This window comes from Halobellus litoreus, from assembly GCF_024464595.1.
Lineage (GTDB): Archaea > Halobacteriota > Halobacteria > Halobacteriales > Haloferacaceae > Haloquadratum > Haloquadratum litoreum.
Window position 1 is genome coordinate 1,201,980 of the sequence record NZ_JANHAW010000002.1, and the last position, 24,694, is coordinate 1,226,673.

At 67.6% G+C, this 24,694-nt stretch carries 25 protein-coding genes; 13 read left to right on the forward strand and 12 right to left on the reverse strand.

What is annotated here, in order from left to right; all coding sequences use genetic code 11:
- The first annotated feature begins 69 nt into the window (after positions 1-69).
- Positions 70-1,767 (forward strand): PAS domain-containing protein, encoded by a 1,698-nt coding sequence (locus tag NO360_RS13585; RefSeq protein ID WP_256308338.1) that lies wholly within the window; start codon positions 70-72, stop codon positions 1,765-1,767.
- A 157-nt stretch (positions 1,768-1,924) separates the two neighbouring features.
- On the opposite strand, the gene NO360_RS19095 is transcribed toward NO360_RS13585, so the two are convergent.
- Positions 1,925-2,407: a DUF7344 domain-containing protein gene (locus NO360_RS19095; RefSeq protein WP_425601427.1), complete on the reverse strand. Its 483-nt coding sequence runs from the start codon at positions 2,405-2,407 to the stop codon at positions 1,925-1,927.
- A 220-nt stretch (positions 2,408-2,627) separates the two neighbouring features.
- Between NO360_RS19095 and hisE the strand changes: the two genes are divergently transcribed.
- On the forward strand, positions 2,628-2,930 hold the full coding sequence (gene hisE, locus NO360_RS13595) for a phosphoribosyl-ATP diphosphatase (protein ID WP_256308340.1): 303 nt from the start codon (positions 2,628-2,630) through the stop codon (positions 2,928-2,930).
- Between the two features lie 144 nt (positions 2,931-3,074).
- Here the strand turns inward: hisE and NO360_RS13600 are convergent, their stop codons facing one another.
- The 6 genes from NO360_RS13600 to NO360_RS13625 form a co-directional block, all read right to left on the reverse strand.
- Positions 3,075-3,728 (reverse strand): potassium channel family protein, encoded by a 654-nt coding sequence (locus NO360_RS13600; protein WP_256308341.1) that lies wholly within the window; start codon positions 3,726-3,728, stop codon positions 3,075-3,077.
- A gap of 2 nt (positions 3,729-3,730) precedes the next feature.
- Positions 3,731-5,179, reverse strand: coding sequence for an APC family permease (locus NO360_RS13605; RefSeq protein ID WP_256308342.1), 1,449 nt, complete (start codon positions 5,177-5,179; stop codon positions 3,731-3,733).
- A gap of 249 nt (positions 5,180-5,428) precedes the next feature.
- Positions 5,429-6,097 carry an NADPH-dependent F420 reductase gene (npdG, locus tag NO360_RS13610; RefSeq protein ID WP_256308343.1) on the reverse strand — a complete coding sequence of 223 codons (669 nt, stop codon included), beginning with the start codon at positions 6,095-6,097 and terminating at the stop codon, positions 5,429-5,431.
- A 97-nt stretch (positions 6,098-6,194) separates the two neighbouring features.
- Positions 6,195-6,407 (reverse strand): hypothetical protein, encoded by a 213-nt coding sequence (locus tag NO360_RS13615; protein WP_256308344.1) that lies wholly within the window; start codon positions 6,405-6,407, stop codon positions 6,195-6,197.
- 43 nt (positions 6,408-6,450) lie between these two features.
- Entirely contained in the window at positions 6,451-6,834 is a 384-nt protein-coding gene (locus NO360_RS13620) for a hypothetical protein (protein WP_256308345.1), read from the reverse strand.
- A gap of 6 nt (positions 6,835-6,840) precedes the next feature.
- A complete protein-coding gene (locus NO360_RS13625; protein WP_256308346.1) occupies positions 6,841-7,710 on the reverse strand; it encodes a TIGR01548 family HAD-type hydrolase in 870 nt (289 codons plus the stop codon).
- 151 nt (positions 7,711-7,861) lie between these two features.
- On the opposite strand from NO360_RS13625, the gene leuS reads away from it, so the two are divergent.
- Positions 7,862-10,774, forward strand: a complete 2,913-nt coding sequence (gene leuS, locus NO360_RS13630) for a leucine--tRNA ligase (protein WP_256308347.1) — start codon at positions 7,862-7,864, stop codon at positions 10,772-10,774.
- A 48-nt stretch (positions 10,775-10,822) separates the two neighbouring features.
- Here the strand turns inward: leuS and NO360_RS13635 are convergent, their stop codons facing one another.
- Positions 10,823-11,236: a Rieske (2Fe-2S) protein gene (locus tag NO360_RS13635; RefSeq protein WP_256308348.1), complete on the reverse strand. Its 414-nt coding sequence runs from the start codon at positions 11,234-11,236 to the stop codon at positions 10,823-10,825.
- A 145-nt stretch (positions 11,237-11,381) separates the two neighbouring features.
- Between NO360_RS13635 and NO360_RS13640 the strand changes: the two genes are divergently transcribed.
- Together NO360_RS13640 and ubaA are read left to right on the forward strand one after the other, a co-directional pair.
- Complete coding sequence (locus NO360_RS13640; protein ID WP_103992892.1) at positions 11,382-11,675, forward strand: MarR family transcriptional regulator; 294 nt, start codon at positions 11,382-11,384, stop codon at positions 11,673-11,675.
- Positions 11,676-11,827: 152 nt separating this feature from the next.
- A complete protein-coding gene (gene ubaA, locus NO360_RS13645; protein WP_256308349.1) occupies positions 11,828-12,640 on the forward strand; it encodes an SAMP-activating enzyme E1 in 813 nt (270 codons plus the stop codon).
- A 36-nt stretch (positions 12,641-12,676) separates the two neighbouring features.
- On the opposite strand, the gene NO360_RS13650 is transcribed toward ubaA, so the two are convergent.
- The gene (locus NO360_RS13650) at positions 12,677-13,357 is read right to left on the reverse strand and encodes a helix-turn-helix domain-containing protein (protein WP_256308350.1); all 681 of its coding nucleotides are present in this window, start codon (positions 13,355-13,357) and stop codon (positions 12,677-12,679) included.
- A gap of 86 nt (positions 13,358-13,443) precedes the next feature.
- Here NO360_RS13650 and NO360_RS13655 point away from each other — a divergent pair, with 86 nt between their 5' ends.
- The 3 genes from NO360_RS13655 to NO360_RS13665 all read left to right on the forward strand — a co-directional run bounded on the left by NO360_RS13655 (position 13,444) and on the right by NO360_RS13665 (position 19,127).
- On the forward strand, positions 13,444-15,117 hold the full coding sequence (locus NO360_RS13655) for an NADH-quinone oxidoreductase subunit D (protein WP_256308351.1): 1,674 nt from the start codon (positions 13,444-13,446) through the stop codon (positions 15,115-15,117).
- Positions 15,118-15,517: 400 nt separating this feature from the next.
- Positions 15,518-18,355: a DNA mismatch repair protein MutS gene (mutS, locus tag NO360_RS13660; protein ID WP_256308352.1), complete on the forward strand. Its 2,838-nt coding sequence runs from the start codon at positions 15,518-15,520 to the stop codon at positions 18,353-18,355.
- 109 nt (positions 18,356-18,464) lie between these two features.
- Positions 18,465-19,127 (forward strand): potassium channel family protein, encoded by a 663-nt coding sequence (locus tag NO360_RS13665; RefSeq protein ID WP_256308353.1) that lies wholly within the window; start codon positions 18,465-18,467, stop codon positions 19,125-19,127.
- Between the two features lie 366 nt (positions 19,128-19,493).
- Here NO360_RS13665 and NO360_RS13670 read toward each other — a convergent pair whose 3' ends face one another.
- From NO360_RS13670 to NO360_RS13680, 3 genes are read right to left on the reverse strand one after another with little or no spacing between them, the layout of a single operon-like run.
- Positions 19,494-19,916, reverse strand: coding sequence for a DUF6691 family protein (locus tag NO360_RS13670; protein ID WP_256308354.1), 423 nt, complete (start codon positions 19,914-19,916; stop codon positions 19,494-19,496).
- Positions 19,913-20,470, reverse strand: coding sequence for a YeeE/YedE family protein (locus NO360_RS13675; RefSeq protein ID WP_345780200.1), 558 nt, complete (start codon positions 20,468-20,470; stop codon positions 19,913-19,915). The genes NO360_RS13670 and NO360_RS13675 overlap by 4 nt, the downstream gene beginning before the upstream one ends.
- A gap of 39 nt (positions 20,471-20,509) precedes the next feature.
- On the reverse strand, positions 20,510-21,703 hold the full coding sequence (locus tag NO360_RS13680; protein WP_256308355.1) for an MBL fold metallo-hydrolase: 1,194 nt from the start codon (positions 21,701-21,703) through the stop codon (positions 20,510-20,512).
- Positions 21,704-21,993: 290 nt separating this feature from the next.
- Here NO360_RS13680 and NO360_RS13685 point away from each other — a divergent pair, with 290 nt between their 5' ends.
- The 5 genes from NO360_RS13685 (at position 21,994) to NO360_RS13705 (ending at position 24,477) form a co-directional block, all read left to right on the forward strand.
- Positions 21,994-22,239 (forward strand): sulfurtransferase TusA family protein, encoded by a 246-nt coding sequence (locus tag NO360_RS13685; protein WP_256308356.1) that lies wholly within the window; start codon positions 21,994-21,996, stop codon positions 22,237-22,239.
- A gap of 5 nt (positions 22,240-22,244) precedes the next feature.
- The gene (locus NO360_RS13690; RefSeq protein WP_256308357.1) at positions 22,245-22,628 is read left to right on the forward strand and encodes a DsrE family protein; all 384 of its coding nucleotides are present in this window, start codon (positions 22,245-22,247) and stop codon (positions 22,626-22,628) included.
- Between the two features lie 2 nt (positions 22,629-22,630).
- Entirely contained in the window at positions 22,631-23,227 is a 597-nt protein-coding gene (locus tag NO360_RS13695) for a DsrE/DsrF/DrsH-like family protein (RefSeq protein WP_256308358.1), read from the forward strand.
- Between the two features lie 110 nt (positions 23,228-23,337).
- Positions 23,338-24,003 carry a DUF7384 family protein gene (locus NO360_RS19100; protein WP_256308359.1) on the forward strand — a complete coding sequence of 222 codons (666 nt, stop codon included), beginning with the start codon at positions 23,338-23,340 and terminating at the stop codon, positions 24,001-24,003.
- 93 nt (positions 24,004-24,096) lie between these two features.
- Positions 24,097-24,477, forward strand: coding sequence for a rhodanese-like domain-containing protein (locus tag NO360_RS13705; protein ID WP_256308360.1), 381 nt, complete (start codon positions 24,097-24,099; stop codon positions 24,475-24,477).
- The last annotated feature ends 217 nt before the right edge of the window (positions 24,478-24,694 follow it).

The window sequence follows — 24,694 nt, forward strand, 5'->3', positions numbered from 1 at the left end:
CGGTCCCCTCCGCCGTCGCGCACTTCGGAGTCGGGGGCGACCGACCGTTCGTCCGGAGGGCCACCGTCCGTGCTCGTGACCACCCCGATCCTGCTGTCGCTCCTGCTCCGTACCCTCGGGGTCGGGCTCTCGGTGTATCTGTTGTACCGGGAGCGCGACCGCCGGTTCGTCTTTCTCGTCGTGCTGCTCTCCCTGATGGCGCTGCGGCAGGCACTCACGCTGTTCGACGTCGGACAGGCGGTGCGGGAAGCGCCCGCGTTCCTCGTCACCGTCCTCGTCGTGGGTCTCGTGTTCTATCTGGTGCAGTACGTTCGACAGGAGAACGAGACGAAGGCACAGTTGCGAGCGATGAACCGGGAACTGCAGGCGAGTCGGAACCGGCTCCGGGCGGCGATGAACGCGTCACCGGAGTACATCTTTCTCCTCGACGACTCGGCGCGCTACCGGGAGGTCCTCTCCGGAGAGGACCGGATCACTGTCCACCCCCCGGACGACATCGTCGACAGCGCGGTCGAGGAGGTCCTGCCCGAGGAGACCGCCGCGGCGGTCCGCGAAGCGGTCGAGCGGACCGCCGAGACCGGCGAGACCCAACGGACCGAGTACCCGATGGCGCGGGACGACGGAGTGGAGTGGTACGCGGCGCGGACGGCGTGCGTGCGGTACCCCGAACAGGAGGAACGACACGTGCTGCTCACCGCGCGCGACGTGACCGAGCGGAAGGAACGCGAACGGAAGCTACGCCGGTTCCGCCGCGCCATCGAGACCGCCGGGCACGCCATCTACATCACCGACGACAGCGGCACGATCACGTACGTCAACCCCGCGTTCGAGGAGATCACGGGCTACGCGAGCGAGGACGCCATCGGCCGGACGCCGGAGTTTCTCGACTCGGGACAGATGCCCGAGGACTACTTCGCGGAGTTGTGGGCGACCGTCCAGTCGGGGGAGGTGTGGGAGGATGAGATCCTCAACGAGCGTCGCGACGGGTCGCTGTATTACGCCCAACAGACCGTCGCGCCCGTTACCGACTCGGGGACGGTCCGGGAGTTCGTGGCGATCCAGACGGACATCACACCGCTGAAGGAGCGAGAGCGCCAGTTGAACGTACTCTCTCGGGTGTTGCGACACAACCTCAGAAACGAGATGAACGTGATCCTCGGGAAGGCGCAGGCCATCCAGGAGTCGGCCGACGGAGACCTCGCGGCCGACGCGGCACAGATCGAGCGGGTCGGCGGACGGCTGTTGAACCTCGCGGAGACGTACCGCGAGATCCTCGACCTCATCGAGACGTCGGGGGCGCGCCATCGGATTCAGCTCCTGGATCGGCTCCGCACGGAGGTTCGAGAGTTCCGCGAGGTCCATCCCGAGGCGGACCTCGACGTCGAGTTCGACTGTCCCGACGACGTCGCCGTCGTCGCGATTCCGGGCGTCGAACGCGCCGTCTGCGAACTGCTCGAGAACGCCGCGGTCCACTCCGACCGCGAGTCGCCGCGGGTCAGCCTCTCCGTCGAAGCGACGGGCACTCACGTGCGGATTCGGGTTGCGGACACCGGCCCGGGGATCCCGCCGACCGAGTGGAAGGTTCTGACGGGCGAACACGAGATCGACCCGCTCTCTCACGGGACGGGGCTGGGGCTGTGGCTGGTCCACTGGCTGATCACGAGCGCCGGCGGCCGCCTCTCGTTCGAGGAGAACGACCCGCGCGGCAGCGTCGTGACGATACAGTTGCAGCGCGCCTCGGACGCTGACGGCGGATCCGACGGGTAGACTGGGGGCCGTCCACACCGCTCGCGCTCGGAGCGATAGCGGCGTCGCCGACGGACTCGAACGGTCGATCGATCGGGAGCAGCGGATCACGGTCCATCCCGCCCGGAGAGTCGGTTGCGTCCTCGTCTCGACAGTCGCGTACGGCGGTCCCGACGGGTCAGACGGACGTTTCGACGGCGGGAGAGAGATATGCGTCGGCGACGGTGTCCATGATGGTTTCGACGGCCGGAGAGCCGTTCGTGAACACCACGTATTCGGTGGCGCGGTGATATTCGACCACGTTCAGCTCGTACAACCGCGGCAGGTGCGTGTGGAGCAGTGAGATGTACACGCGGGTAACGGTCTCATCGGAGACCTCGTCCGGGCATGATCCTTGCTCTGCAGCGGCGATCTCGGTCGCGAGATCGCGGATGGGCATCCGGCCCTCGGATTCCCGTAAACACAGAATCGCACGGAGACGCCGCTCGTGCCCCAGTAGTTCGAATGCGTTGCTGAGTGTATGCAGATCGGCCGCGTCTGTTGTCCTCATTAGCCGGTGGTGCGACAAACAGATAGGGCGATGATAAGTGTTTTTGACAAAATAAAGAATAAATCGAGTACAAATAATAATGATGAAATGATCTGCGCTCAATTTATGCATTTTTGGACAGTGTTAACACTCCCTCACTGCGGCGAGCGACGCGGGACGGGCAGATGTGGTTCCGGGGACGCTGGACGCGCGAGGTGCACGAGTGCCGGACCGCCGATGCGCCATCGGCGACCGTCCTCGCGGATCCGGGAGCGCACTGCCAAGAGGCCTCTCAGGGGTGCCGCCGTCGCCGAACCGGACGATTCTTTTCCCGACCGCGACACGCACGGGTATGGAACCCGATACGCCGCCGGAAGCGGTCCTCGACGAACTGTTCGCAACGATCGAGGACCGGAAGGAGACGCTTCCGGAAGAGTCGTACACGGCGTCGCTCTTCACCCACGAGAAGGGCGAAAACGCCGTCTTGGAGAAGCTCGGCGAGGAGACGACGGAGGCGATCCTGGCCGCGAAGGACGACGACGATGAAGAACTGCTGGCCGAGAGCGCGGACCTCGTGTATCACCTGCTCGTGCTGCTCGCGATGAAAGACGCGACGCTGGACGACCTCCGGATCGAACTCCGCGAGCGGTTCTGAAGCTGCCGGGTATCGCTCTCTCAGGAGCTTCACGGCTCCGGAGAGGAGGATCTGCCGCGGACTGACAGCCGGCAGTCCGATCGCCCGGCTGGTACGAGTCCGAACCCGGGCGAGTGAGCGTCCAACCGCGGTATATCGGCGGCGTTACCCCTGCAACAGGTTCATCACCTCGTCGACGACGTCGGGTTCGACGGCGATGACGTATCGGCCGCCGGCCGCGAGAGTCGTGTCGGAGCGCGCGATCCGCTGTCCGTTCTCGTCGGAGACGACCAGCGTCCCCGCCGGGAAGCGGACCTCGGAGAGCTGCTTGCCGGCCGCCGGAGCGCCTTCGGCGACCCGAACGAGCATAATGTCGAGCGTCCCCGTCACGTCCGCCAGCGTCTGGACGTCGCTGCCGCTGATCTCGTTCGCGGCCACCCGCGCGCCGGCGCGCTCGGGGAACAGCACCGCGTCGACGAAGCGGGTGTACGACTCGCGGGCCTTGCGGTCGATCCGGGCGACCGTTCGGATCTCCGGGGCCAGCTCCGAGGCGGCCAAACAGACCGCGAGGTTCAGCCCGCTCTCGCCCGTCAGCGCCGCGATCACGTCGGCTTTCCCGACATCGGCCTGTTCGATGATCGCCGGGTCGGTCGCGTCGCCGTGGATCACCGTCGCGACCCACTCGTCGGCGATGTCGGAGACCACGCGATCGTCGCGTTCGATGATCGTGACGTCGTGGCCGCGGTCTGCGAGCAGTTCTGCTGTCTGGAAGCCGACTCTACCGCCGCCGGCGATGATCACGTCGAGGGTTCCGGTCATAGTCAGTCGTCTACCTCTGGGGTCATTTCGATGTCAGTTCCGTCGTCTCGCTGCGGCTCCGTTCGCACTCGGTTCAGCACCACGTAGGCCACGCCGCCGAGCAGTATCCACCCGACGCTGAGTCCCAGCGCCAGCGGGTCGGTCCGGATCAGATACTCGACGAGTACCACCGTCAGAATCAGGTTGAGCGCGACGCCGATGAGCGGTGGGGCGGGATAGAACGGCATCTCGTAGGGGCGGTGCATGTCGGGACGCTCCCGCCGGAGTCTGATCACGGCGACGTTGACGATGATGAACGACAGCAGGAAGAACAGACTCGACATATTTCCGGCGCTCTGGGTCGGCAGCGCGACGGATCCGAGCATCACCACCGCGCTCGCGAGGATCGCGACGAACGGCGTCCCGTACCGGTGGTGGAGCTGCCCGAAGGAGGGCAGGAGTTGCCCCTCGCGACCCATCGAGAACGCGACGCGCGAGGAGGCGATCACGACCGCGTTCAGCGCGGTCAGCGTCGAGAACACCGCGCCGAAGACGATGAGCGCGCCGCCGTTCCGAATGACCGGGAGGCCGGTCGGCATGAACGACGTCGCCGCCGCCGCGATGCCCGCCTCGCCGGCGTCGGCGAGCCCCTGCGCACCGAGCGTTCCCACCGCGACGGTCACGACCGCCAGGTAGACGATCACCGTCGCGACGAGGCTCAGGAAGATGGCCTTCGGAATGTTCTTTCTGGGGTTCTCGACCTCCTCGGTGACGGTCGTGATGAGGTCGTAGCCCTCGAAGGCGATGAAGGTCAGGCCCATCGCGGGGAGGATCGCCGCCGCGCCGCCGCCCGCGGGGAACAGCGGTTGGAACTCGGCGCCGGAGAACATCGGCGAGGCGAGCCCGAAGCCGACGAAGATCACCAGGATGCTCACCTTGATGATCGTGAATATCGTCTCGGCGCTCCCGCTCGCGGCCGTCGACACGGCGTTGAGCGCGACCAGGCCGAGGACGGCGACGAACGCCAGGAGAAACGCCAGCGGCAGCGTCGCGTCGACGATCGGGAGGGCGATCGCCCCCACCTGATCGGGCGGAGCGACCACGCCGTAGACGTGCAGCAGTTCCAGGAAGTTCGGCGCGAAGCCCAGCGCGTACAACGCGCCGGCGATCATGTAGGCGAACCAGAGCATCCAGCCCATGATGAACGACGAGAGGTCGTCGAAGATCTCCCGCACGAAGGCGTAGCCGCCGCCGCTCTTCGGGATCGACGCAGCGAGCTCCGCGTAGGAGAGCCCCGTAAACGCGGTGACGACGCCGTTCAGGGCGAAGACGACGATCGCGGCCGGGCCCGCGATCTCCGCCGCCAGTCCCGTGAGCACGAAGATGCCGGCCCCGATCATCGCACCCATCCCGATCATCGTCGCGTCGAGCAGGCCGAGTTCGGCGTTCGGGGAACGACTCTGGCTACTCATTTCGGTTCGCTCGTGGGTCTCGCGTGGATATCGTACATTCGTGGAACCGATCCGCGTTCGAAAATTCGGTCGCGCTACTTTACCATTGTGGCGTTCGTCCGTCCTCGGGAATCACGCCGGCGATTTATCCGATTGCGGTCTGCCCGGGGACGATCGGTGACCGAAGGCGAGCTACCCGGAACGAACGTCGGGACACTCTTGCAACGAACGTTGGGGGCCCGCTTACCGGAGCGCGACGCCGAGGCGCTCCTATCGGAACGAGACGCCGAGGTCCGCCAGGTCGTCGTTCTCGCGCGAGAGGTTGATCAGGAGCGGCGTCAGAGACTCGACCTCCGCGGCGTTCGCGAGCCCGCCGGCGTCGAGCGCCCGGAGACCGTCGACGTCCGCTATCAGACCGGCGACGACGTCTTTCGCGCGCCCGTCGTCGCCGACGAGCAGCGCGTCGATACCGAGGTCGGCGTCGAGGTCGGCGAGGCGACCCGCCGAGAGGGAGTGGAACGCGCCGACGACGGGAACGCCCTCGGGGGCGGCGTCGGCGACGAGCGCCGTGACGCTGCCCGCCGTCGGCGGATGGGCGTGGAACCCCGCCTCGTCGCGCTGCATCCCCGCGGCGGGCGTGACGACGACGTCGTCGGATGCGAGACCGTCGGCGACGGATTCGACGGTATCGGCGACGTGGTACGGCGGGACCGCGAGGACGACGACGTCGGCGCGGGCGGCCGCCATTCCGTTCTCGAACCCGGTGATCTTGACGTCGCGGCCGCGTTCCGTGACGATATCGGCGTACTCGTCGGCCGCCGCGTGCGCGTCGTCGGGGTCGCGAGAGCCGATCACGACGTCGTGGTTCGTGTGAAACGCCCAGCGGAGCGCGAGTCCCTCGCCGAGGTCGCCGGTGCCGCCGAGCAGTGCGATGCGCATAGGAACGCCTGCGGAAGCGAGCGGGTAAAGGATTGTGAGAAGTGATCGGGGAGTTGCGCGGGGGGCGGAGACAGCGGACGACCCGGAACGGCGGTCCCTACGTGGATTCCGAGACGGCCGGCGCGTACACGACGAGGAACCCCAGCAGGGGCGCGACGAGGAGCGTCCCGAAGAGGATGGCCGTCCGGAGCGGCGTCCCCGGCGGGAGCAGGCTCCACAGTCCGAGGCCGAGCGCGTCGACGACGAGCACCACGGCGACGAACCGGAGGAGGTTCGATTTCACGTCGCCGAGTGAGGAGTCCTCAGTCATCGTCGGTCGGCCCCCTCGACACAGACTCGGTGCTCGGTTCCCCTCACGCCGCCGCCTCCCGGTTCCAGCGCCGCGGGTTCAGCCGCCGGGCCTTCGCCGCGGCGAGCCAACTGGCGGCGAAGACGAACAGGCTCGGGCCGGTGCCGTCGTAGCCGAGCGATCCGAGCGCGAGTCGCCCGACGAGGGCGACGGCGAAGAAGACGACGTACTGGACGGTCTGATCGCCCGGTTCGGCGTCCCAGGAGGCCGCCCCCTTCGAGAGGCGCGCGGCGATCGGCGCCACGAGGGCGAACGTGACCACCCCGACGACGAGCGGGGCGAGGCCGGTCGGATCAGGGACGAGCACGAGTGCGACCACGAGCGCAACGAGGGCGGCGAAGACGCCGGCCCAGAACAGCCGTTCGATCCGGAGCGCGGTCGTCTCCATCCGCGGTCACCCCTCGAAGAGCAGCGCCGGGAGGTCGTTCACGGAGTCGACGACCGCGGCCGCGCCGACGGACTCGAACGCCGCCCGACCCGACTCGCCGGTCAGTCCGCCGGTGAGAACGCCGATGCCGTGATACGTCCGGTCGGGGTCGGCCTCGGCGGCGTTGACGGCAGTCTTCACGTCGTCGAGGGTGTCGCCGGCGAAGGCGACGCTGTCGGCGTCGAACCGTTCCGCGAGCGTCGTCAGCGCGTTGGGATGCGGCTTGCCCTCCGCCCAGTCGTCCATCGTGAAGCGGTGCTCGTCCGGGAGGTCGAGACCGGCGCGTTCGAGCGCGATATCGGCCTCCGCGGCCGGTCGACCGGTGAGGACGCCCACCGCCGCGTTCGCTTCGAGCGCGTCGAGCGTCTCCGACTCGACCAGCACCGGTTCGTCGTGGATGTACCCGGCGGTCTCGAACGGCGGGTCGCCGCCTTCGAGGTCACGGTACAGCTCAGCGCCGAGATACAGCGCCTGGAACGCGTCGCGGAGCCCCTCGCGGTCCCACTCGGCGCGGACCGCGGCGAGGGAGTCGCCGCCGAGGTGATCGGCCGCGACCGACTCGGCGGCGTCCAGGCCGCCGCCCGCCGCCGCGATCCGCTCGGCGAACGTCGCGAGATCGATCGGGTCGCGCTCGTCCACGAGGACGTACAGCGCGGCCGCGTCCGTCACGTCCCAGTCGTTGTTGAACCCGCCGGCGTCCTTGAACAGCTGGACGTCGTCGCGGTCGATCGTCCGCCCGTACAGTCGCTCGACGGACTCCACGATCGCGCGCCGGTAGGAGTCGGCGACGTCGAGGAGGACGCCGTCGATGTCGAGGACGACCGCGTCTGCGTGCATACCGGGAGTCGGCCGGCCGGTGGCCTTAGCGTTGTCCCTTCCGCGCGGTCGGCAGCCGTAGCGTCGCCCCCTCGACGCGGCTTTCCTCCACCGGACGACGCCACCGTCCGAGTTAGGAGCTATTTTACCGTCCCGTTCAGTGAGGGTAGGTATGGACTACGACCCGCAGGAACTCGAAGCGCGCTGGCGCGAGCGGTGGGCCGAGGAGGGTCGCTACGAGGCCGATCCGGCCGAGGCCGAGGCGGCTGCCGCGGCCGACGCTGACCCCTCCGACGACGCCGACAGCGACGACCCCACGTTCATCACGGTCCCCTATCCGTACCCCAGCGGCGGGATGCACATCGGTCACGCCCGGACGTACACCGTTCCCGACGTCTACGCCCGCTACCGACGGCAGCAGGGCGACAACGTGCTCTTTCCGATCGCCTGGCACGTCACCGGTACGCCGATCATCGGCGCGGTCGAGCGGCTGAAGAAGGGCGAGGAGGACCAGCTCTCGGTCCTGCGCGACACCTACAACGTCGCCGAGGACACGCTCGAAGACCTGGAGACGCCGATGGGCTACGCCCGCCACTTCATCGAGGAGCACTACAAACGGGGGATGAAGAATCTCGGGCTCTCGATCGACTGGCGGCGGGAGTTCACCACCAACGACGACCGCTACTCGAAGTTCATCACCTGGCAGTACGAGACGCTTCGCGACCGGGGGCTCCTGGAGAAGGGCCTGCACCCCGTGAAGTACTGTACCAACGAGGAACAGCCGGTCACGACGCACGACCTGCTCGAAGGCGAGGAGGCGGAGTTCCAGGAGTACACCCTGATCCGCTTCGGCCACGGCGACACGGTCGTGCCGATGGCGACGCTCCGGCCCGAGACCGTCAGAGGGGTCACGAACGCGTACATCGACCCCGACGCCGACTACGTCGTCGCCGACGTCGACGGAGAGGAGTGGTTCGTCTCCGCCGCGGCGGTCGAGAAGCTCCAGCTACAGGGTCACGAGGTCGTCCCCGAGCGCACCGTCTCGGGCGAGCACCTCGTCGGCGAGCGCGTCACGAACCCGATCACCGGCGACGAGGTCCTCGTGCTCCCGGCGGACTTCGTCGACGCCGACAACGCCACCGGGGTCGTGATGTCGGTGCCGGCGCACTCGCCGGACGACTACGTCGCCCTCGAGGAGGCGAAGGCCGACGACGAGCGGATGGCCGAGTACGGCATCGACCCCGCCGAGGTCGAGGCGATCGAACCGATCCCGATCCTCTCGATCGAGGGCTACGGCGAGATCCCCGCGAAGACGGCGGTTGAGGAGGCCGGGATCGAATCCAGCACCGACCCCGCGCTCGAAGCAGCGACCAAGGAACTGTACAACAGCGAGTTCCACCGAGGCCGACTGAACGACGAGTACGGCGAGTTCGCCGGCGAGGTCGTCGAGGACGTCCGGGGGCGATTCAGAGACGCCTACCGCGACGAGGGCGCGTTCGGGACGATGCGGGAGTTCTCCGAGGAGGTCGTCTGCCGCTGCGGCGGCGACGTCGTCGTCGCCGAACAGGACACGTGGTTCCTCCGGTACAACGACGAGGCGTGGAAGCGGAAGGCCCACGACGTCGTCTCTCGGATGGAGGCGATCCCGGAGAACACCCGCGGCGAGTACGACCACACGATCGACTGGCTGAACGAGTGGCCCTGCATCCGGAACTACGGACTGGGAACCAGGCTCCCGTGGGACGACGAGTTCGTCATCGAGCCCCTGTCGGACTCGACGATCTATATGGCGTACTACACGATCGCCCACCGGCTCGACGAGATCCCCCCCGAGGACCTCGACCGGGCGTTCTTCGACGCGCTCTTCTACGGACCGGAGGCCGTCGACGACCCCGACGAGCGCGCGCTGGAACTCCGTTCGGAGTGGCTCTACTGGTATCCGGTCACGTACCGGTTCTCCGCGAACGACCTCATCTCGAACCACCTGACGTTCTATCTCTTCCACCACGCGGAGCTGTTCGACTCCTCGCAGTGGCCCGAGGGAATCGTCATTATGGGGATGGGCCTGCTCGAGGGCGAGAAGATGTCCTCCTCGAAGGGCCACGTCGTCCTCCCGGGCAAGGCCATCGAGGAGTACGGTGCCGACACGGTGCGCTTCTTCCTCCTGAACTCCGCGGAGCCGTGGCAGGACTACGACTGGCGCGCCGACCAGGTCGCCTCGGTGAAAAATCAGCTGGAACGCTTCTGGAACCGGGCGCAGGACGTCATCGACGATCCGGGTCCCGACAAACGTCCCGAACTCGCGACGGCGGACCGGTGGCTGCTCTCGCGCCTCCAGCGAACCGTCGAGACGGTCACCGAGGCGATGGAAGGCTCGGAGACGAGAACCGCGAGTCAGGCCGCCTTCTACGACTTCGAGGAGGACCTGCGGTGGTACCGCCGCCGGACGGATCTCTCGCGTCCCGCCGCGCGGTGGACGCTGCGCGAGGCCTTAGAGACCCGTCTGCGCCTGCTCGCGCCGTTCGTCCCGTTCCTCGCGAACGACCTCCACGAGCAGTTGACGGGCACGCCCGCGGAGGACGCCCCGTGGCCGGCTGTCGACGACAGCCTCCTCGACCGCGGGATCGAGGCCGCCGAGACGCAGGTCGAACGCCTCGTCGAGGACGTCCAGGGGATTCGGCAGTCGCTGCAGAACGCCGAGGAGGACGTTCCCGAGGCCGATCCCGACCGTATTCGGGTCACCGTCGCCGCCGACTGGAAGCACGACGTGTTCGCGACGGTCGCAGAGCTGGGTGCGGACCAGGGCGCGGTGATGGGCGAAGTGATGCAGGATCCCGACCTCCGCGAGCGCGGCAACGCCGTCAACGACCTCGTGGGCGAACTGATCGAGTTCGCCCGGGGGCGGGAGGACGCGGAGCTCGCGACGCTCGCCGAGATCGACGAGGCCGACGCCTACGAGCGCGCCGCGGCGTTCCTCGGCGAGGAGTTCGACGCGGAGATCGTCGTCCAGCGAGAGGGCGAGGACGTCGAGGCGCGCAAGCAGGCCGTGCCGTTCCGGCCGGCGATCGAACTCGAAGCCGAGTGAGGATCGATCGCCGGTCCCGTTCGGCGCCGGTTTGGGCCGGGGGCCCGATCACAGCGAGATGTGCGACGTCGATCCGTGACCGTCGTCGTCGATACCGCCGGCGTGTAGAAACGAGTAGTTGTCGTCGGTGAGGAACACCGAGCCCGACTCGACTTCGATCTCGACGTCGGGGAGTTCGGTCCCGGCGGCTGGCCCGTTGTCGCACGCGCCGCTGCAGACGTCGAACATCGAGCCGTGTCGCGGGCAGACGATCTCGCCGTCGCGGACCGCCGCGCCGTCGCCCCGGTCGAAGCGCTGGCGCTCGTGCGTGCAGGTGTTGGGCCACGCTTCGACTCCCGGTTCCTCGTCGCATCGCACCAGAACGATCTCGGTCTCGGTGGTGAACGCGTCCGCCGCCGTGAACAGGTACGACCCCGATTCGGGGACCTCGTCGACGTCGGCGACCTTCGTGCCATCGGCCATCGGATCGGGGTAGCGGGGACCGGCGCAAAAGCGTGACGTTCGAGGCGGTTACGCTCTTGTAACCCGCTATCACTGCGATATTCGCCCGGTAGCGCCGTCGCGACTCGCGAAGGTTTATGACCGTTCGACCGCTCGATACGTACTGATGGCAGAGGCAGAACAGGAGAGTCTCGACGACCTCCCGCCGAGCGCGAAACTGGTCTTCAAAGTGCTCGAGTACAACGGACCGCTGACACAGAAAGGAATCGTCCAGGAGTCGATGCTGTCGGCTCGGACGGTCCGATACGCGCTCGAACGGCTCGAAGGAATCGACGTCGTCGACGAGGACGTCTACTTCGCGGACGCGCGGCAGAACCTCTATCAACTCACCGACGACGCGCCGGAGACGCACCCCGCCGAGGGCGACGCCGACGAGGCCGAAGCCTGTTGCGCGGAGTAGCGTTCCGAGGGAGGTCGCACGTCCGATAGGGGATCGCGCGCCCGGCGGAGGGGTCACTCGGTCGCGGCAGTTCTCGAAGCGACCCGGGACCGACGGGACCGCTCGCCGCCCGTTCCACGAGAAGTTATCCCGCTCGCTCACCGAGTACGACTATGTCACTCTCACTCGACTCGACGCAGTTGGACAGGTACTCCAGACACATCATTATGGACGAGGTCGGTCCCGAGGGCCAGTCGAAACTGCTCGACTCGCGGGTCCTCGTCGTCGGCGCGGGCGGTCTCGGGGCACCGGTGATCCAATATCTCGCGGCCGCGGGCGTCGGTACGCTCGGCGTCGTCGACGACGACGTCGTCGAACGGAGCAACCTCCAACGGCAGGTCATCCACGGCGACGGCGACGTCGGCGAGCCGAAAGTCGACAGCGCCGCGGCGTTCGTCGAGAACCTGAACCCCGACGTCGACGTCGAGACCTACGAGACCCGGTTGACGAAATCGAACGTCGAAACGATCGTTCCGGGTCACGACGTCGTCGTCGACGCCTCCGACAACTTCCCGACGCGGTACCTGCTGAACGACTTCTGTCGCCTCCGGGAGATCCCGATCGCCCACGGCGCGATTTACAAGTTCGAGGGGCAGCTCACGACGCTCACCCCCGACGGGCCGTGTTACCGCTGCCTGTTCCCCGAAGCGCCCGAGCCGGGGACCGTCCCCGACTGCGCGACGACTGGCGTGCTCGGCGTTCTCCCCGGAACCGTGGGGTGCATTCAGGCGACGGAAGCGGTGAAGCTCCTGCTGGACGCCGGCGAGACGCTGACCGGCCGCCTCCTGTTCTACGACGCGATGGAGATGAGCTTCGAGACGGTCCCCTATCAGCAGAATCCCACGTGTCCGGTCTGCGGCGACGAGCCGATCGATTCGATCGACGACGTCGAGTACACCGAAGCGTGCACGATCGGTGCGGACTGAAGCGGAGGGTCGCCGCCGTGTCCGGCACTGGGAGCCTCACGCCCCGTGGCCGGGAACGTCGTCGACGACCCGCCGCAACACCGTCGCCTCCGCCTTGCGGAGGTGCTCGGCGGCGGTGCTCCTCGAACAGCCGAGTTCGTCGGCGACGGGTTCGAGCGTCGCCTCGCGGGTGCTGTTGTAGTACCCGTTTCGGACCGCGGCACGGAGCGCCTGCCGCTGTCGTGGCGTGAGCGCGGCCATCGGGTCCGCGCTCCGACCGTCGTACGAGCGGATCTGCTGGACGGTCACCTCGACGTCGGACGGGAGCCCCTCGAGTGCGGTCTCCACCTCGCCGGACGACCCGACGATCGAGAGGTCGATACACCGGTCGTCGCGGTAGACGATCGGCGGCACGACGACGACGCCCGTGTCCAGAAACGCCGCGGTCAATCGGGCGTCGGCGCCGCGCTGGTCCTCGGTGACGACGAGGTGGAAGCCGCGGCGGGACGATTCGGCGGCGATTTCGTACGCCAGGATGGACGGCTGTTCCTCCAGCGCCGCGGTGTACGCGTCCGGGTCGTCGCCGTCGACGAAGAACACCAGCGTGTTCCGCTGGCCGACGGCCGGGTTCCAGTGTCGCAGCCGCGTCGCTCGGAAGCCCGGCGTGTCCGCGACGAACGCGTGCATCGGATGGACGTACGGCGAAGGCAGATCGAGTCGGAGCTGTATCGACCGCATCGAGACGGACTGGTGAATAGAAACTTAAAAATCCACCCCGACAGTGAGGCAGTAATTCCAGGGGGGTCGTGGCCGAAGGCGTCCGTATGCAGACGCCGCCCGAACAGCCGTCGACGATCGCGGCGGTCGAAGACGACGAGTCCGCGACCGCCGCTGCCGCGATCGAGTCCCTCGAAACGCAGTTTCGAACGCGCCGGGAGTCCCACGAACACGCGCCGGCGGTCGTCGTCCGCCCCGACGAGGTGCGAGCGGTCCTCCAACACCTCAGAGACGAGGCGGGGTTCGACCACCTCTCGTGCGCCACCGCACAGCAGTATCCGGACCGCTACGAGACGATCTATCACCTGAAGCAGTACGCGGACCCGACGACGGAACTGGGCGTGGTCGTCCCGACGCCCGTTGACGACCCCGTCAGCGAGTCCGCGGCCCCCGTCTTTCCGACCGCCGGCTGGCACGAGCGCGAGGCCTACGACCTCGTCGGCATCGAGTACGAGGGCCACCCGGACCTCCGTCGGCTGCTCCTCCCGGAGACGTGGCAGGGGCACCCGCTGTCGCGGAACTACGACAAGGACCGGCCGCAGATCGTTCCCTACACGGAGAACGTCAATCCGATCGAGGACGACGAGCGCGCCGGCGACACCCTGCTTTTGAACATCGGACCGCACCACCCGGCGACCCACGGCGTCCTCCACCTGCAGGTCACGCTCGACGGCGAGCAGGTGATCGACGTCGATCCCGACATCGGCTACATCCACCGCTGCGAGGAGCAGATGTGCCAGTCGAAGACGTATCGGCACCAGATAATGCCGTACCCCGACCGCTGGGACTGGGGCGGCGCGGGGCTGCTCAACGAGTGGGCCTACGCGCGGACCGCCGAACGGCTCGCGGACCTCGACGTGCCCGAGTACGCACGGGTGATCCGGACGATGGCGGCGGAGCTCTCGCGGATGCTCTCGCACTTCCTGGCGGTCGGCGCGTACGCCCTGGACGTGATCGGCGACTTCACGGCCACGTTTATGTACGCGATCAAGGACCGAGAGCGCGTCCAGAGCGTGCTCGAAGACCTCACCGGCCAGCGGCTGATGTTCAACTACTTCCGGCTCGGCGGCGTCGCCTGGGACCTCCCCGAGCCCCGCGAGGCGTTCCTCGAGGAGATCTACGACCTCGTCGACGGGCTTCCGGACCGACTGGCCGAGTACCACGACCTCCTCACCGGCAACGAAGTCATCCAGATGCGGACCGTCGACACTGGTGTCCTGCCCGCGGAGACGGCGAAGGCCTACGGCTGCACGGGGCCGGTCGCGCGCGGCTCCGGCGTCGACTACGACCTCCGGCGCGACGATCCCTACGGCTACTACGAACACCTGGAGTGGGACGTCGTCACCGAACCCGACGGCGACAACTTCGCGCGGCTCCTCGTCCGGTTGCGGGAGATCGAACAGTCGGGCCGTATCGTGAGACAGTGTGCGGACCTGCTCTCGGACTGGCCCGACGCGGAGCGGACGGTCCAGTCGAACGTCCCGCGGACGATCAAGCCCGACCCCGACTCGGAGGTGTACCGCGCCGTCGAGGCCGCGAAGGGCGAACTCGGCATCTACGTCCGCGCCGACGGCACCGAGACGCCCGCGCGGTTCAAGATCCGGGGTCCCTCGTTCTCGCATCTGCAGGCGCTCCCGGAGATGGCCCGCGGGGAGTACATCCCGGACCTGGTCGCGACGCTCGGCAGCCTCGACACGATTATGGGCGAAGTAGACCGCTGAGGTCGGCGGCGTCGCTCTGCACTCGCCGAGGTCGTCGCCGGCATCGCTCTGCGCTCGCCGAGGTCGTCGCCGGTGTCGCTCTGCACTCGCCGAGGTCGTCGCAGACGGTCTTCGCCCCTCGGCAACTGAAGCCGTCGCTATCGTTGTCGCACCCGGCGGCGATTGGCGAACAGTCGGCACCCGCTCAGGGCGGCCGGCCGGTCCCTCGCCCGACTGGCGGCCGCTCCCTCTCCCGCGCCGACGTGCCGAGCAACCGCGGCCCGACGCGGGATCCCGCTTATATCACGGCGGTGCTGGCCGCTCGCTCGCATATAAACCTACGTCGCGTCGGAGTGGATTTCGGCGGGCGACCCACACCACAGACCGCAGCGTTTTATCAGCCAGACGCCCACGTGAGCGTATGACCTCGCAGGGGATCGTCGAGCAGTTTCTCTCTCTGAAGTCCGAGACTGACGCGGACGTGCTGACGATGCAGTGCGGCGACTTCTACGAGTTCTTCGCTGACGACGCGGAACTGGTCGCCGACGAGTTGGATCTGAAGGTCTCACAGAAGTCCTCGCACGGCTCGTCGTACCCGATGGCCGGCGTGCCGGTCGACGACCTCACGCCGTACCTGAAGGCGCTGGTCGAGCGCGGCTACCGGGTCGCCGTCGCCGACCAGTTCGAGGACGAGAGCGGCGACCACTACCGGGAGGTGACGCGCGTCGTCACGCCGGGGACGCTGCTGGAAACCGACGACGCCGACGCGCGCTACATCGCCGCCGTCGTGAGCGACGGGGGCAGCGCCGGCGATGCGGCCGGTTTGGGCGCTTCAGGCGCTGCAGGGGAGTCCGACGGGATCGGCCTGGCGTTCGCGGACGCGACGACCGGGCAGTTCCTCGTCACGGTCGCCGACGACGCCGACGACGCGCTCTCGGAGCTGTACCGCTTCTCGCCGGTCGAGGTCCTCCCGGGACCGGACGTCCGCGCCGACGACGAACTCACCCGTCGCCTCCGCGAGGAGACCGACGCGTCGGTGTCGCTGTTCGAGGCCGACGCGTTCGCTCCGGGGCGGGCGAAACACGCGCTCGACGAGCAGTTCGGGAGCGAGACGCTGTCGAGTGTCGGCCTCGACGACGACCCCGCGGTCCGGGCGGCGGGGGCGGTGCTCCGCTACGTCGAGGAGACCGGCGCGGGCGTGCTGCCGTCGATGACGCGGTTGCAGACCTTCGAGACGAGCGAGCACCTCGAACTCGACGCGACGACCCAGCGCAACCTGGAGCTCACCGAGACGATGCAGGGCGGGCGGGAGGGCACGCTCGTCGACACGATCGACCACACCGTGACGAGCCCCGGCGGGCGACTGCTCCGGGAGTGGGTGACCCGCCCGCGTCGCGACCGCGGGGAGTTGGATCGACGCCTCGACTGCGTGGACGCGCTCGCCTCGGCCGCGCTCGCCCGCGAACGCGTCCGCGACGCGCTCGACGGCGGCTACGACCTCGAACGCCTGGCCGCGCGCGCGACGTCCGGCAGCGCCGACGCCACGGATCTGCTGGCCGTGCGGGACACGCTCGCGATCCTCCCGGCCGTCGCCGACGCCATCGAGGGATCGCCGCTGGCCGACTCGCCGCTGTCGGCCGTCGTGGACCGTCCGGACCGAGACGCCGCCCGGGAACTCCGCGAGGAGCTCGACTCGGCGCTCGCCGACGAGCCGCCGAAGACGGTGACGCAGGGCGGGCTGTTCCGCCGCGGTTACGACGACGAACTCGACGACCTCCTGGACCGGCACGCCGAGGCGAGCGAGTGGATCGACACCCTCGCCGAGCGCGAGAAGCGACGGCACGGCCTGAGTCACGTCACGGTCGACCGCAACAAGACCGACGGGCACTACATCCAGGTCGGGAAGTCCGTCGCGGGCGAGGTGCCCGAGCACTACAGTGAAATCAAGACGCTGAAGAACTCGAAGCGCTTCGTCACCGACGAACTGGCCGAACGCGAGCGGGAGATCCTCCGGATCGAAGAGTCCCGCGGCGAGTTGGAGTACGAGCTGTTCTGTGACCTCAGAGAGCGGGTCGCCGAGCGCGCGGCGGTGCTGCAGGACGTCGGCCGCGCGCTCGCGGAGGTTGACGCCCTGGCGTCGCTGGCGGCCCACGCCGCGGCCAACGACTGGGTGCGTCCCGAACTGACCGAGGCCGGAGCGCTCGATATCGACGCCGGGCGACACCCGGTCGTCGAGCAGACGACCGACTTCGTCCCGAACGACCTGCGAATGAATCGCGACCGCGAGTTCCTGCTCGTCACCGGGCCGAACATGAGCGGCAAGTCGACGTATATGCGCCAGGTCGCGCTCGTCACGCTGCTCGCCCAGATCGGGAGTTTCGTGCCGGCGCGAGCCGCGACGATCGGCATCGTCGACGGCATCTACACGCGCGTCGGCGCGCTCGACGAACTCGCGCAGGGTCGGTCGACGTTCATGGTCGAGATGCAGGAGCTGTCGAACATCCTCCACTCCGCCACCGAGGACTCGCTCGTGATCCTCGACGAGGTGGGCAGGGGGACGGCGACCTACGACGGCATCTCGATCGCGTGGGCCGCCACGGAGTACCTGCACAACGAGGTGCGCGCGAAGACCCTGTTCGCGACGCACTATCACGAACTCACGTCGCTGGCGGAGCACCTCGAACGCGTGGTGAACGTCCACGTCGCGGTCGACGACGGGCAAACCCAGCCGTCTGCGAGCGGGACGTCGTCCCGCCCCGCCGACGACAGCGACGAGAGCGTGACGTTCCTCCGGACGGTCGAAGAGGGACCGACGGACCGCTCCTACGGCGTCCACGTCGCGGAGTTGGCGGGCGTCCCCGATCCGGTCGTCACCCGGGCCGACGAGGTGCTCGCCCGCCTCCGCGCCGACGAGGCGATCGAGGCCCGCGGGAGCGGCGCGCGGGGCGGTGACGAACCCACGCAGGCCGTCTTCGACCTCTCCGCGGGGGAGTTCGTCGACGGAGAACGGACGGACGGCGACGCTCCGGGCGGGACGGGTGCAAACCGGGAAGACACAGGGGCCGTCGGAAGCGACGGCGAGGGAGCGGGCGCCGTATCCAACGGGACACCGAGAGAAACGACTCACCCGCCGGAACTGGAGGCCATCGCCGCCGAGATCGACGAACTGGACCTGAACGAGACGTCGCCGATCGAACTGATGGCGACCGTCCAAGAGTGGCAGGAACAGCTCGACGAACAGTCCAAGCGCGACGAGTAACGGGAGCCGAGCCCCGAGAACCGGGAGCGCCGATCCGAGCGGCAGCCTCCCCGCCGCACCCGAATCGGCGGGTCCAGGCTTTTGTACTCGGAGTGTGTTACGTTGGCATATGACGTTCATCATCGTCGGGTACGGTCGGGTCGGTGCACGGACGGCCCGGATTCTCCACGAGGAGGGGTACCCGGTCGTGGTCGTCGACAACAACCCCGACAAGGCCGACCGCGCCCGCGAGGCCGGGTTCGAGGTCGTCGAGGGAGACGGGAGCAACGAGTCGGTACTGAAGCGCGCGGGCGTCGAGAACGCCGTCGCGCTCGGCGGCCTCACCGGCGATCCGAACGTGAACTTCGCCGCCTGTATGATCGGCAAAGATCACGGTTGTCGGGTGGCGATGCGGATCAGCGAGGACTACAGAGAGGAGATCTACGACCGCTACGAAGAGGACGTCGACGAGGTGATTTACCCCGAGCGCCTCGGCGCGGCGGGGGCGAAGACGGCCTTGCTCGGCGGGAGTTTCAACGCGATCGGCGAACTGACCGAACAGCTACGACTGACGACGGTGACGGTCCCCGAGGGCGCGCCGGTGGTGGGCCGGAAAGTCAACGACATCGACCTCGGCGACTTCGGCCGCATCTACGCCCACGGTCGAAAGCGCGAGGCGATGACGATTCCCCTGCCGGGCACCGTCGTCGAGGCCGGCGACCAGCTCGCGCTCGTGGTCGACGACGAGGACGACGGACTCGAACGGACGCGGGCGACGCTCCTCGGCGAATAGTCGCGAGAACTCTCTCTAACGGGGAGATTATCGGATGCGTCGTCGCGGGGGACGACGACGCCAACGAACCGGGGTGCAACGTCCGCGTGTCGGGCGCGCGGTGGGAGGATGGGAACTGAGGCCGTTGTAAGGCCCGCTGTCGTCCCTTACCGGCGACCGCGCCACGGGGGAGCGTCCGCCGGTAAACAGGCACAACGGAACCTATCAGCGGGACGGACTGACCGTCCCTGGGAATGCGCGCCCGCTCGTTTGCTCTTCCGTACCACACTTAAAACTGCGTCAGACGACCGGCAGACTGCGGCACCGTCGAGCCGTAACGCCGCGGCTCTACCGGGTCCCGGAGACCGCGATTCCAGCCTGGGGGGATCAACTCCGCCAGGCGCCCTGCAGGTACGCGCCGACGAACATCCCGGCGAGCGCCCACAGGATCGTGACGTTGCCGACGCCCAGGCTGGCGTAGGCCGCACCCGGACAGATGCCCGACAGCCCCCAGCCGACCCCGAATATCGCACCGCCGATCAGCACGTTCCTGTCGAACGGCTTCAGCCGCCGTTCGTACCGGTTCCCGGTCAGCGGCGCGCTGTCCCGGATCCGAGGGAGGACCGCGAAGGCGATTCCCGAAACGATCGCCGCACCGAACATCACGAACGGGAGTCCGAGGTCTTCGAACAGGAGGAAGTCGATCACGACCTCCGGCCGCGCCATATGGCTGAATCCGAGTCCGAAGCCGAATATCACGCCGCCGACGAGGATCAGCGGGATGAACAGCGGATGTCGTCCGTCGCTCATGGGCTCACCCCCAGCGCGGCGACGACCTGCGCGGTCACGATGGCGACGAGCAGGAAGGTCGCCACGCCGACGAGCGAGGTCTTCGACGCCGAGCCGACGCCGCAGACGCCGTGGCCCGACGTACAGCCCTTCCCGATCCGGGTTCCGATACCGACCAGGATGCCGCCGAAGAACAGCCGCCAGGGCTGGACGGCGGTCGTCCAGAACGTCACGCCGGCGAACTCGTACAGTTCGCCGGTCGTTCCCGGTTCGTACAGCGACGTCGTGATGACGCCGGACTGCACCGTCGCGGCGAACGCCGTCGCGCCGAGGATGATACCGAGCGTGAAGACGACGCGCCAGTTCCGCGAGGAGACGTACTTCTGGAAGCGCGACCGCTCGGAAACGTACGACAGCGTCGACTCGAGGAACGTGCTCGCGCCGGCCGGGATGCCGGTCCCGATGTAGATGACGGCCACCCCGAGTCCGACGAGGAGGCCCCCGACGGCGTAGCGACTGATCCCGTTGGGGAACAGTTCGGCGGCCAACTGCAGTGGAAGTGGATCTGTTACCATTCGTGTGTTGTTGGATCGTTTGCGGTAGAGTCGCTTGCGTTAGTCACCGGCGAGGGATTCCTGGCTGGCGGCGCAGTTGTTCGGGCCGAGTTCCAGGGTGAACGCTTCCTCGTCGTCGACGGCGTTCTGTCCGAGGTTCGTCGCGATGATCTGCTCGTAGTTTGCGGGCCGTGGCGGCATATCCGCGAGGATCACCTCGACGAAGTCGTCTTCGTCCATCGAGAGCGCATCCATCCGCTCTTTCAGGTCGCCGATCGGCGCCGTGTACGTGCCGTCTTCGGCGGGTTCCGCCGCGTCGCTGAAGTGCGCGCCGCCGACGAGCGTCTCGTCGGGTAGCGGTAGCACGCGTTCCTGCAGGGACTCGTAGAGCATCCGCGCGGCGTCGGGCGCGCCCTCGTCGCCCTCTTCGAGGTCCGGGCGAGCGACGCTCTCGATGAAGAGACCGTCGCCCGTCGCCAGGAGGCTCTCGTCCAACAGATACGAGGTCATTCCCGTCGTGTGTCCCGGAGTGTACACCGTCTCGACGGTGGCCTCACCAACCTGGAACGTGTCGCCGTCTTCGGCGGTCGTCAACTCGTCGGCGTAAGTGACGCCCCGGTCGACCGCCGCGGCGGGGATGACGCCTTCGACGCCGTCCGCGTCGAGGTCGCGCACGCCCGAGATGTGGTCGGCGTGGATGTGGGTGTCGAGCGCGTACGTGAGCTCGGCGTCTAACTCGGCAGCGTCGTCGAGGTAGCGGTCGGTGAACGCCCGGAGGGGGTCGACGATGGCGGCGTCGCCGCCGTCGACGAGGAGGTAGCCGAGACAGCCCGAAGAGGGGCGCTGGTACTGATACAGCGTGCCGCTGCCGTCGTAGTTGGTGACTTCGACGCGCTCGTAGATTTCCGCCCAGCCGTTCATGCCGTTTTCGAGGTGGTTGACGTCGTAGCCGCGGGCTTTGAGCGCGCCGGCGACGAACTCGCTGGCGCCGCCCTTCGCACAGAGGACCGTGAGTTCGCGGTCGTCGGGCACTTGTTCGAGGACGTCGTCGTCGATGTCGTCCTCCAGAAAGTGGAAGTACGGGAGGTTGATCGAAGTGACGTTGTCGTCGTCGATGTGCCACTCCTCGTAATCGGACTGCATTCGCGTGTCGAGAAGCGTGACGTCCTCGCCGGCGTCGATGCGGTCCTTCAGCGCGTCGGGGGAGACGGAGTCGACGTCCGCCTCCGGCGTCGGGAAGTCTTCGGGATTCATATCGCGTGTTCTCTCGTACTGGCTGGTCGCACAAAAATATTTGCATAGTAGTTCGGTAACTGTGCAATACAAGTTGGGAGAAATATTATCCAGGATGAGGCAGTGGAAACAGGAACCCCTGATTTAGCGCTACGTGAGCGGTACTGAAGTTGGTTTCCGCACTCGTGCGAGAATCGAGTGGGCGTCCGCTGGCTCCAGTTGTTTGCCGTCTCCACAAGGATCGACATTCTTTTAATCACCGAACCAATATTGTGCGTTAGCTCCAATACGAAGCACGGAGCAGATATCCCATGAGTGAAGAACTCGACATCACAGAGACGCTCGACGTGAAAGGCGCATCGTGCCCGATGCCGGTAGTCAAGACGAAGTCCGCCATCGACGACCTCGCTGAAGGAGCGGTCCTGGAGGTGCTGGCGACCGACCCCGGAAGTATGAGTGACCTCGACGGCTGGGCGGCCGGCACGGACGGGGTCGAGATGCTCGAACAGGTGGAAGGCGACGAGGTGTACAAACACTACGTCCGCAAGACGGAGTGACCACGATGGACAAGATCGGAATCATCGTCGACAGCGACAGTCCGAAGAGCCTCGCGATGGCGATGAACCTCGGACACACCGCCCTCGCCTCCGATACCGAGGTGCTCGTCTACTTCACGTTCGACGGACTGACGCACCTGCTGGAGGGCGAGAAGGACGTCTCCGAGATCCAGGAACTCCTCGACGAGGGGATGCCGAACCCCTACGACCTGCTCGACGCGTTCGTCGCCGACGGCGGCGACCTCGTCACGACGGTCGCCTGCACGACGACGCTCGATATGCTCGCGTGGGACCAGGAGGCCATCGACGACTCGCTCACCACGAAGTTCGCCGGCGCGGCGACCTTCCTCGAGGCCGTCGAGGACGCAGATCAGGTGTTCAGCTTCTGACGATGAGCACGGACACACCCGACTCGACGGCCGGCGACGCGCCCGACGGCGAGGCCGAGGAGGCACCGTCGCGCGCGGAACTCGCCGCGCGCGTCGAGGAACTCGAAACGCAGCTCTCGGAGGTCGCCGCCGACGAGGGAAGCAAGAAGATGTCCATCGTCGCGACGAAGGGGACCCTCGATATGGCGTATCCGCCGCTCATCCTCGCCAGCACGGCCGCCGCGTTCGGCTACGAGGTGACGGTGTTCCACACGTTCTGGGGACTGGACATCCTCCACGAGGAGCGCTCGAAGAACCTCAAGCTCAGTTCGGTCGGCAACCCCAATATGCCCGTCCCGAACGTCGTCGGCGCGCTCCCCGGGATGGACCGCGTGACGACTTCGATGATGGAAAAGCGGATCGACGACAACGACACCGCGACCATCGAGGAACTCATCGAAACCTCCCTCGATATGGGCGTCGAGTTCCAAGCCTGCCAGATGACGATCGAGCTGATGGACTACGACGAGGACAACTTCTACGACGGCGTCACCACCGGCGTCGGCGCCGCGACGGCCATCCAGGATATGGCCGACGCCGACATCCAGCTCCTCGTTTGAGTCGGATTCGATAGCGCGGAGGCACTTTTCGCTTCGACAGGCGCAGCGGACGACTACGTCGTCGCTGCCGAACCACCAGACTTCTTGCGCGTGGTGACGCACACTGCGGTATGCAGACGTGGAGGGCGCTCTTCGAGCGGGCGAGCGAGTACGACGTCGACGAGGACGCGATCCGAGAGACCCTCGACGCAGTCAGGACGGCCGTCGAGAGCGACGGCGACGAAGCGGGTTCGGCGGGTCGTTCGGAGGACGAGGCGGGTTGTTCGGAAGGAGAGGCGGGAGACACCGATGACGCCACGTCACCGCCGGCGGAGTCCAGCCCCGCGCGGGTCGTCGCCGACGCCGACGTGCTCGCGGCGGATCTGCTCGTCGACGGCGACGCGCGGCGCGCGCTCGATCACCTCCGCGGGCACTCCTGGACGACGCTGCTCGCGAGCGAGGCCCTCGTCGACGACGCCGAGGCCGTCGTCGTCGACCTGACGGACGCAGCGCTCGCGGGCGCGTGGCGCGAGCGCGTCTCGGCGTGGTGCGAGTTCGTCGCGCATCCGCCCGGCGACAACCCGGCGCTGGCGACCGCCTACCGCGGCGGCGCGATGCATCTCCTCTCGTACGACGACCGACTGCTCTCGGCGAAGGCCGGCGCGGAACTGGGCAGCCGACTCTCGGTGAGCGCTCGGCACCCGGGCGCGTTCGCGACGCTCTTCGACGCCGAGAGCCTGTACCGGGAGGTCGAGGGCGGCGAGTATCCGGGGCCGGATCGGGATCCGCGCGAGTAGACGGGGCTCCGGAACGGAGCCCCGAGAGCGGGACGCTGGACCGAGACGACCGCGGATCGAAGGGCGTTTCCACGACGCGACGAAGGGACGGCTATGGTGACCGAAACGACGCCGGAGAAGTTGGCGTCCCGCCTCGACGACGAGGACGTGGCGGTCGTCGACATCCGGGATCCCTCGTCGTACGCGGCCGGGCACATCGAGGGCGCGGTGAACGTCCCGCCGAACCGACTCTCGCCGGCGGCGCTCGATTCGCCCTGGGCCCGGGCCGAGGAAGTCGTCGTCTCCTGCTACGTCGGAAAGAGCTCGAAGCGAGTGGCGACGGTGCTCTCGGAGCACCTCGACGCCGAGGTGTCGAGTCTCCGGGGCGGATTCGACGCGTGGGACGGCCCCGTCGCCGACGGACACCGGAACAGCGGGTCCGGGGGGTCGGGCAACGGCGGGACCGCATCGGGCCGCACCGACGCCCCGTTCTGATCGGTCGTCGGGTCGGTTCTAGCCCTGCCACCGGAGCCCGCAGTTCTGGCACACGTTCGGGCCGTCCGGGTCGGACTCGATGTCTGTAGAGCGGCACTTCGGACACTCCGTTTCGGCTTCTGCTGCCATACGCAGCCAGTCGTGAATTAATCCTAAAAAAGCGTGAGGGTCGTTCTCGCGTTCTTGAATCGACGCGAACAGCCATAAGCACAGTCGA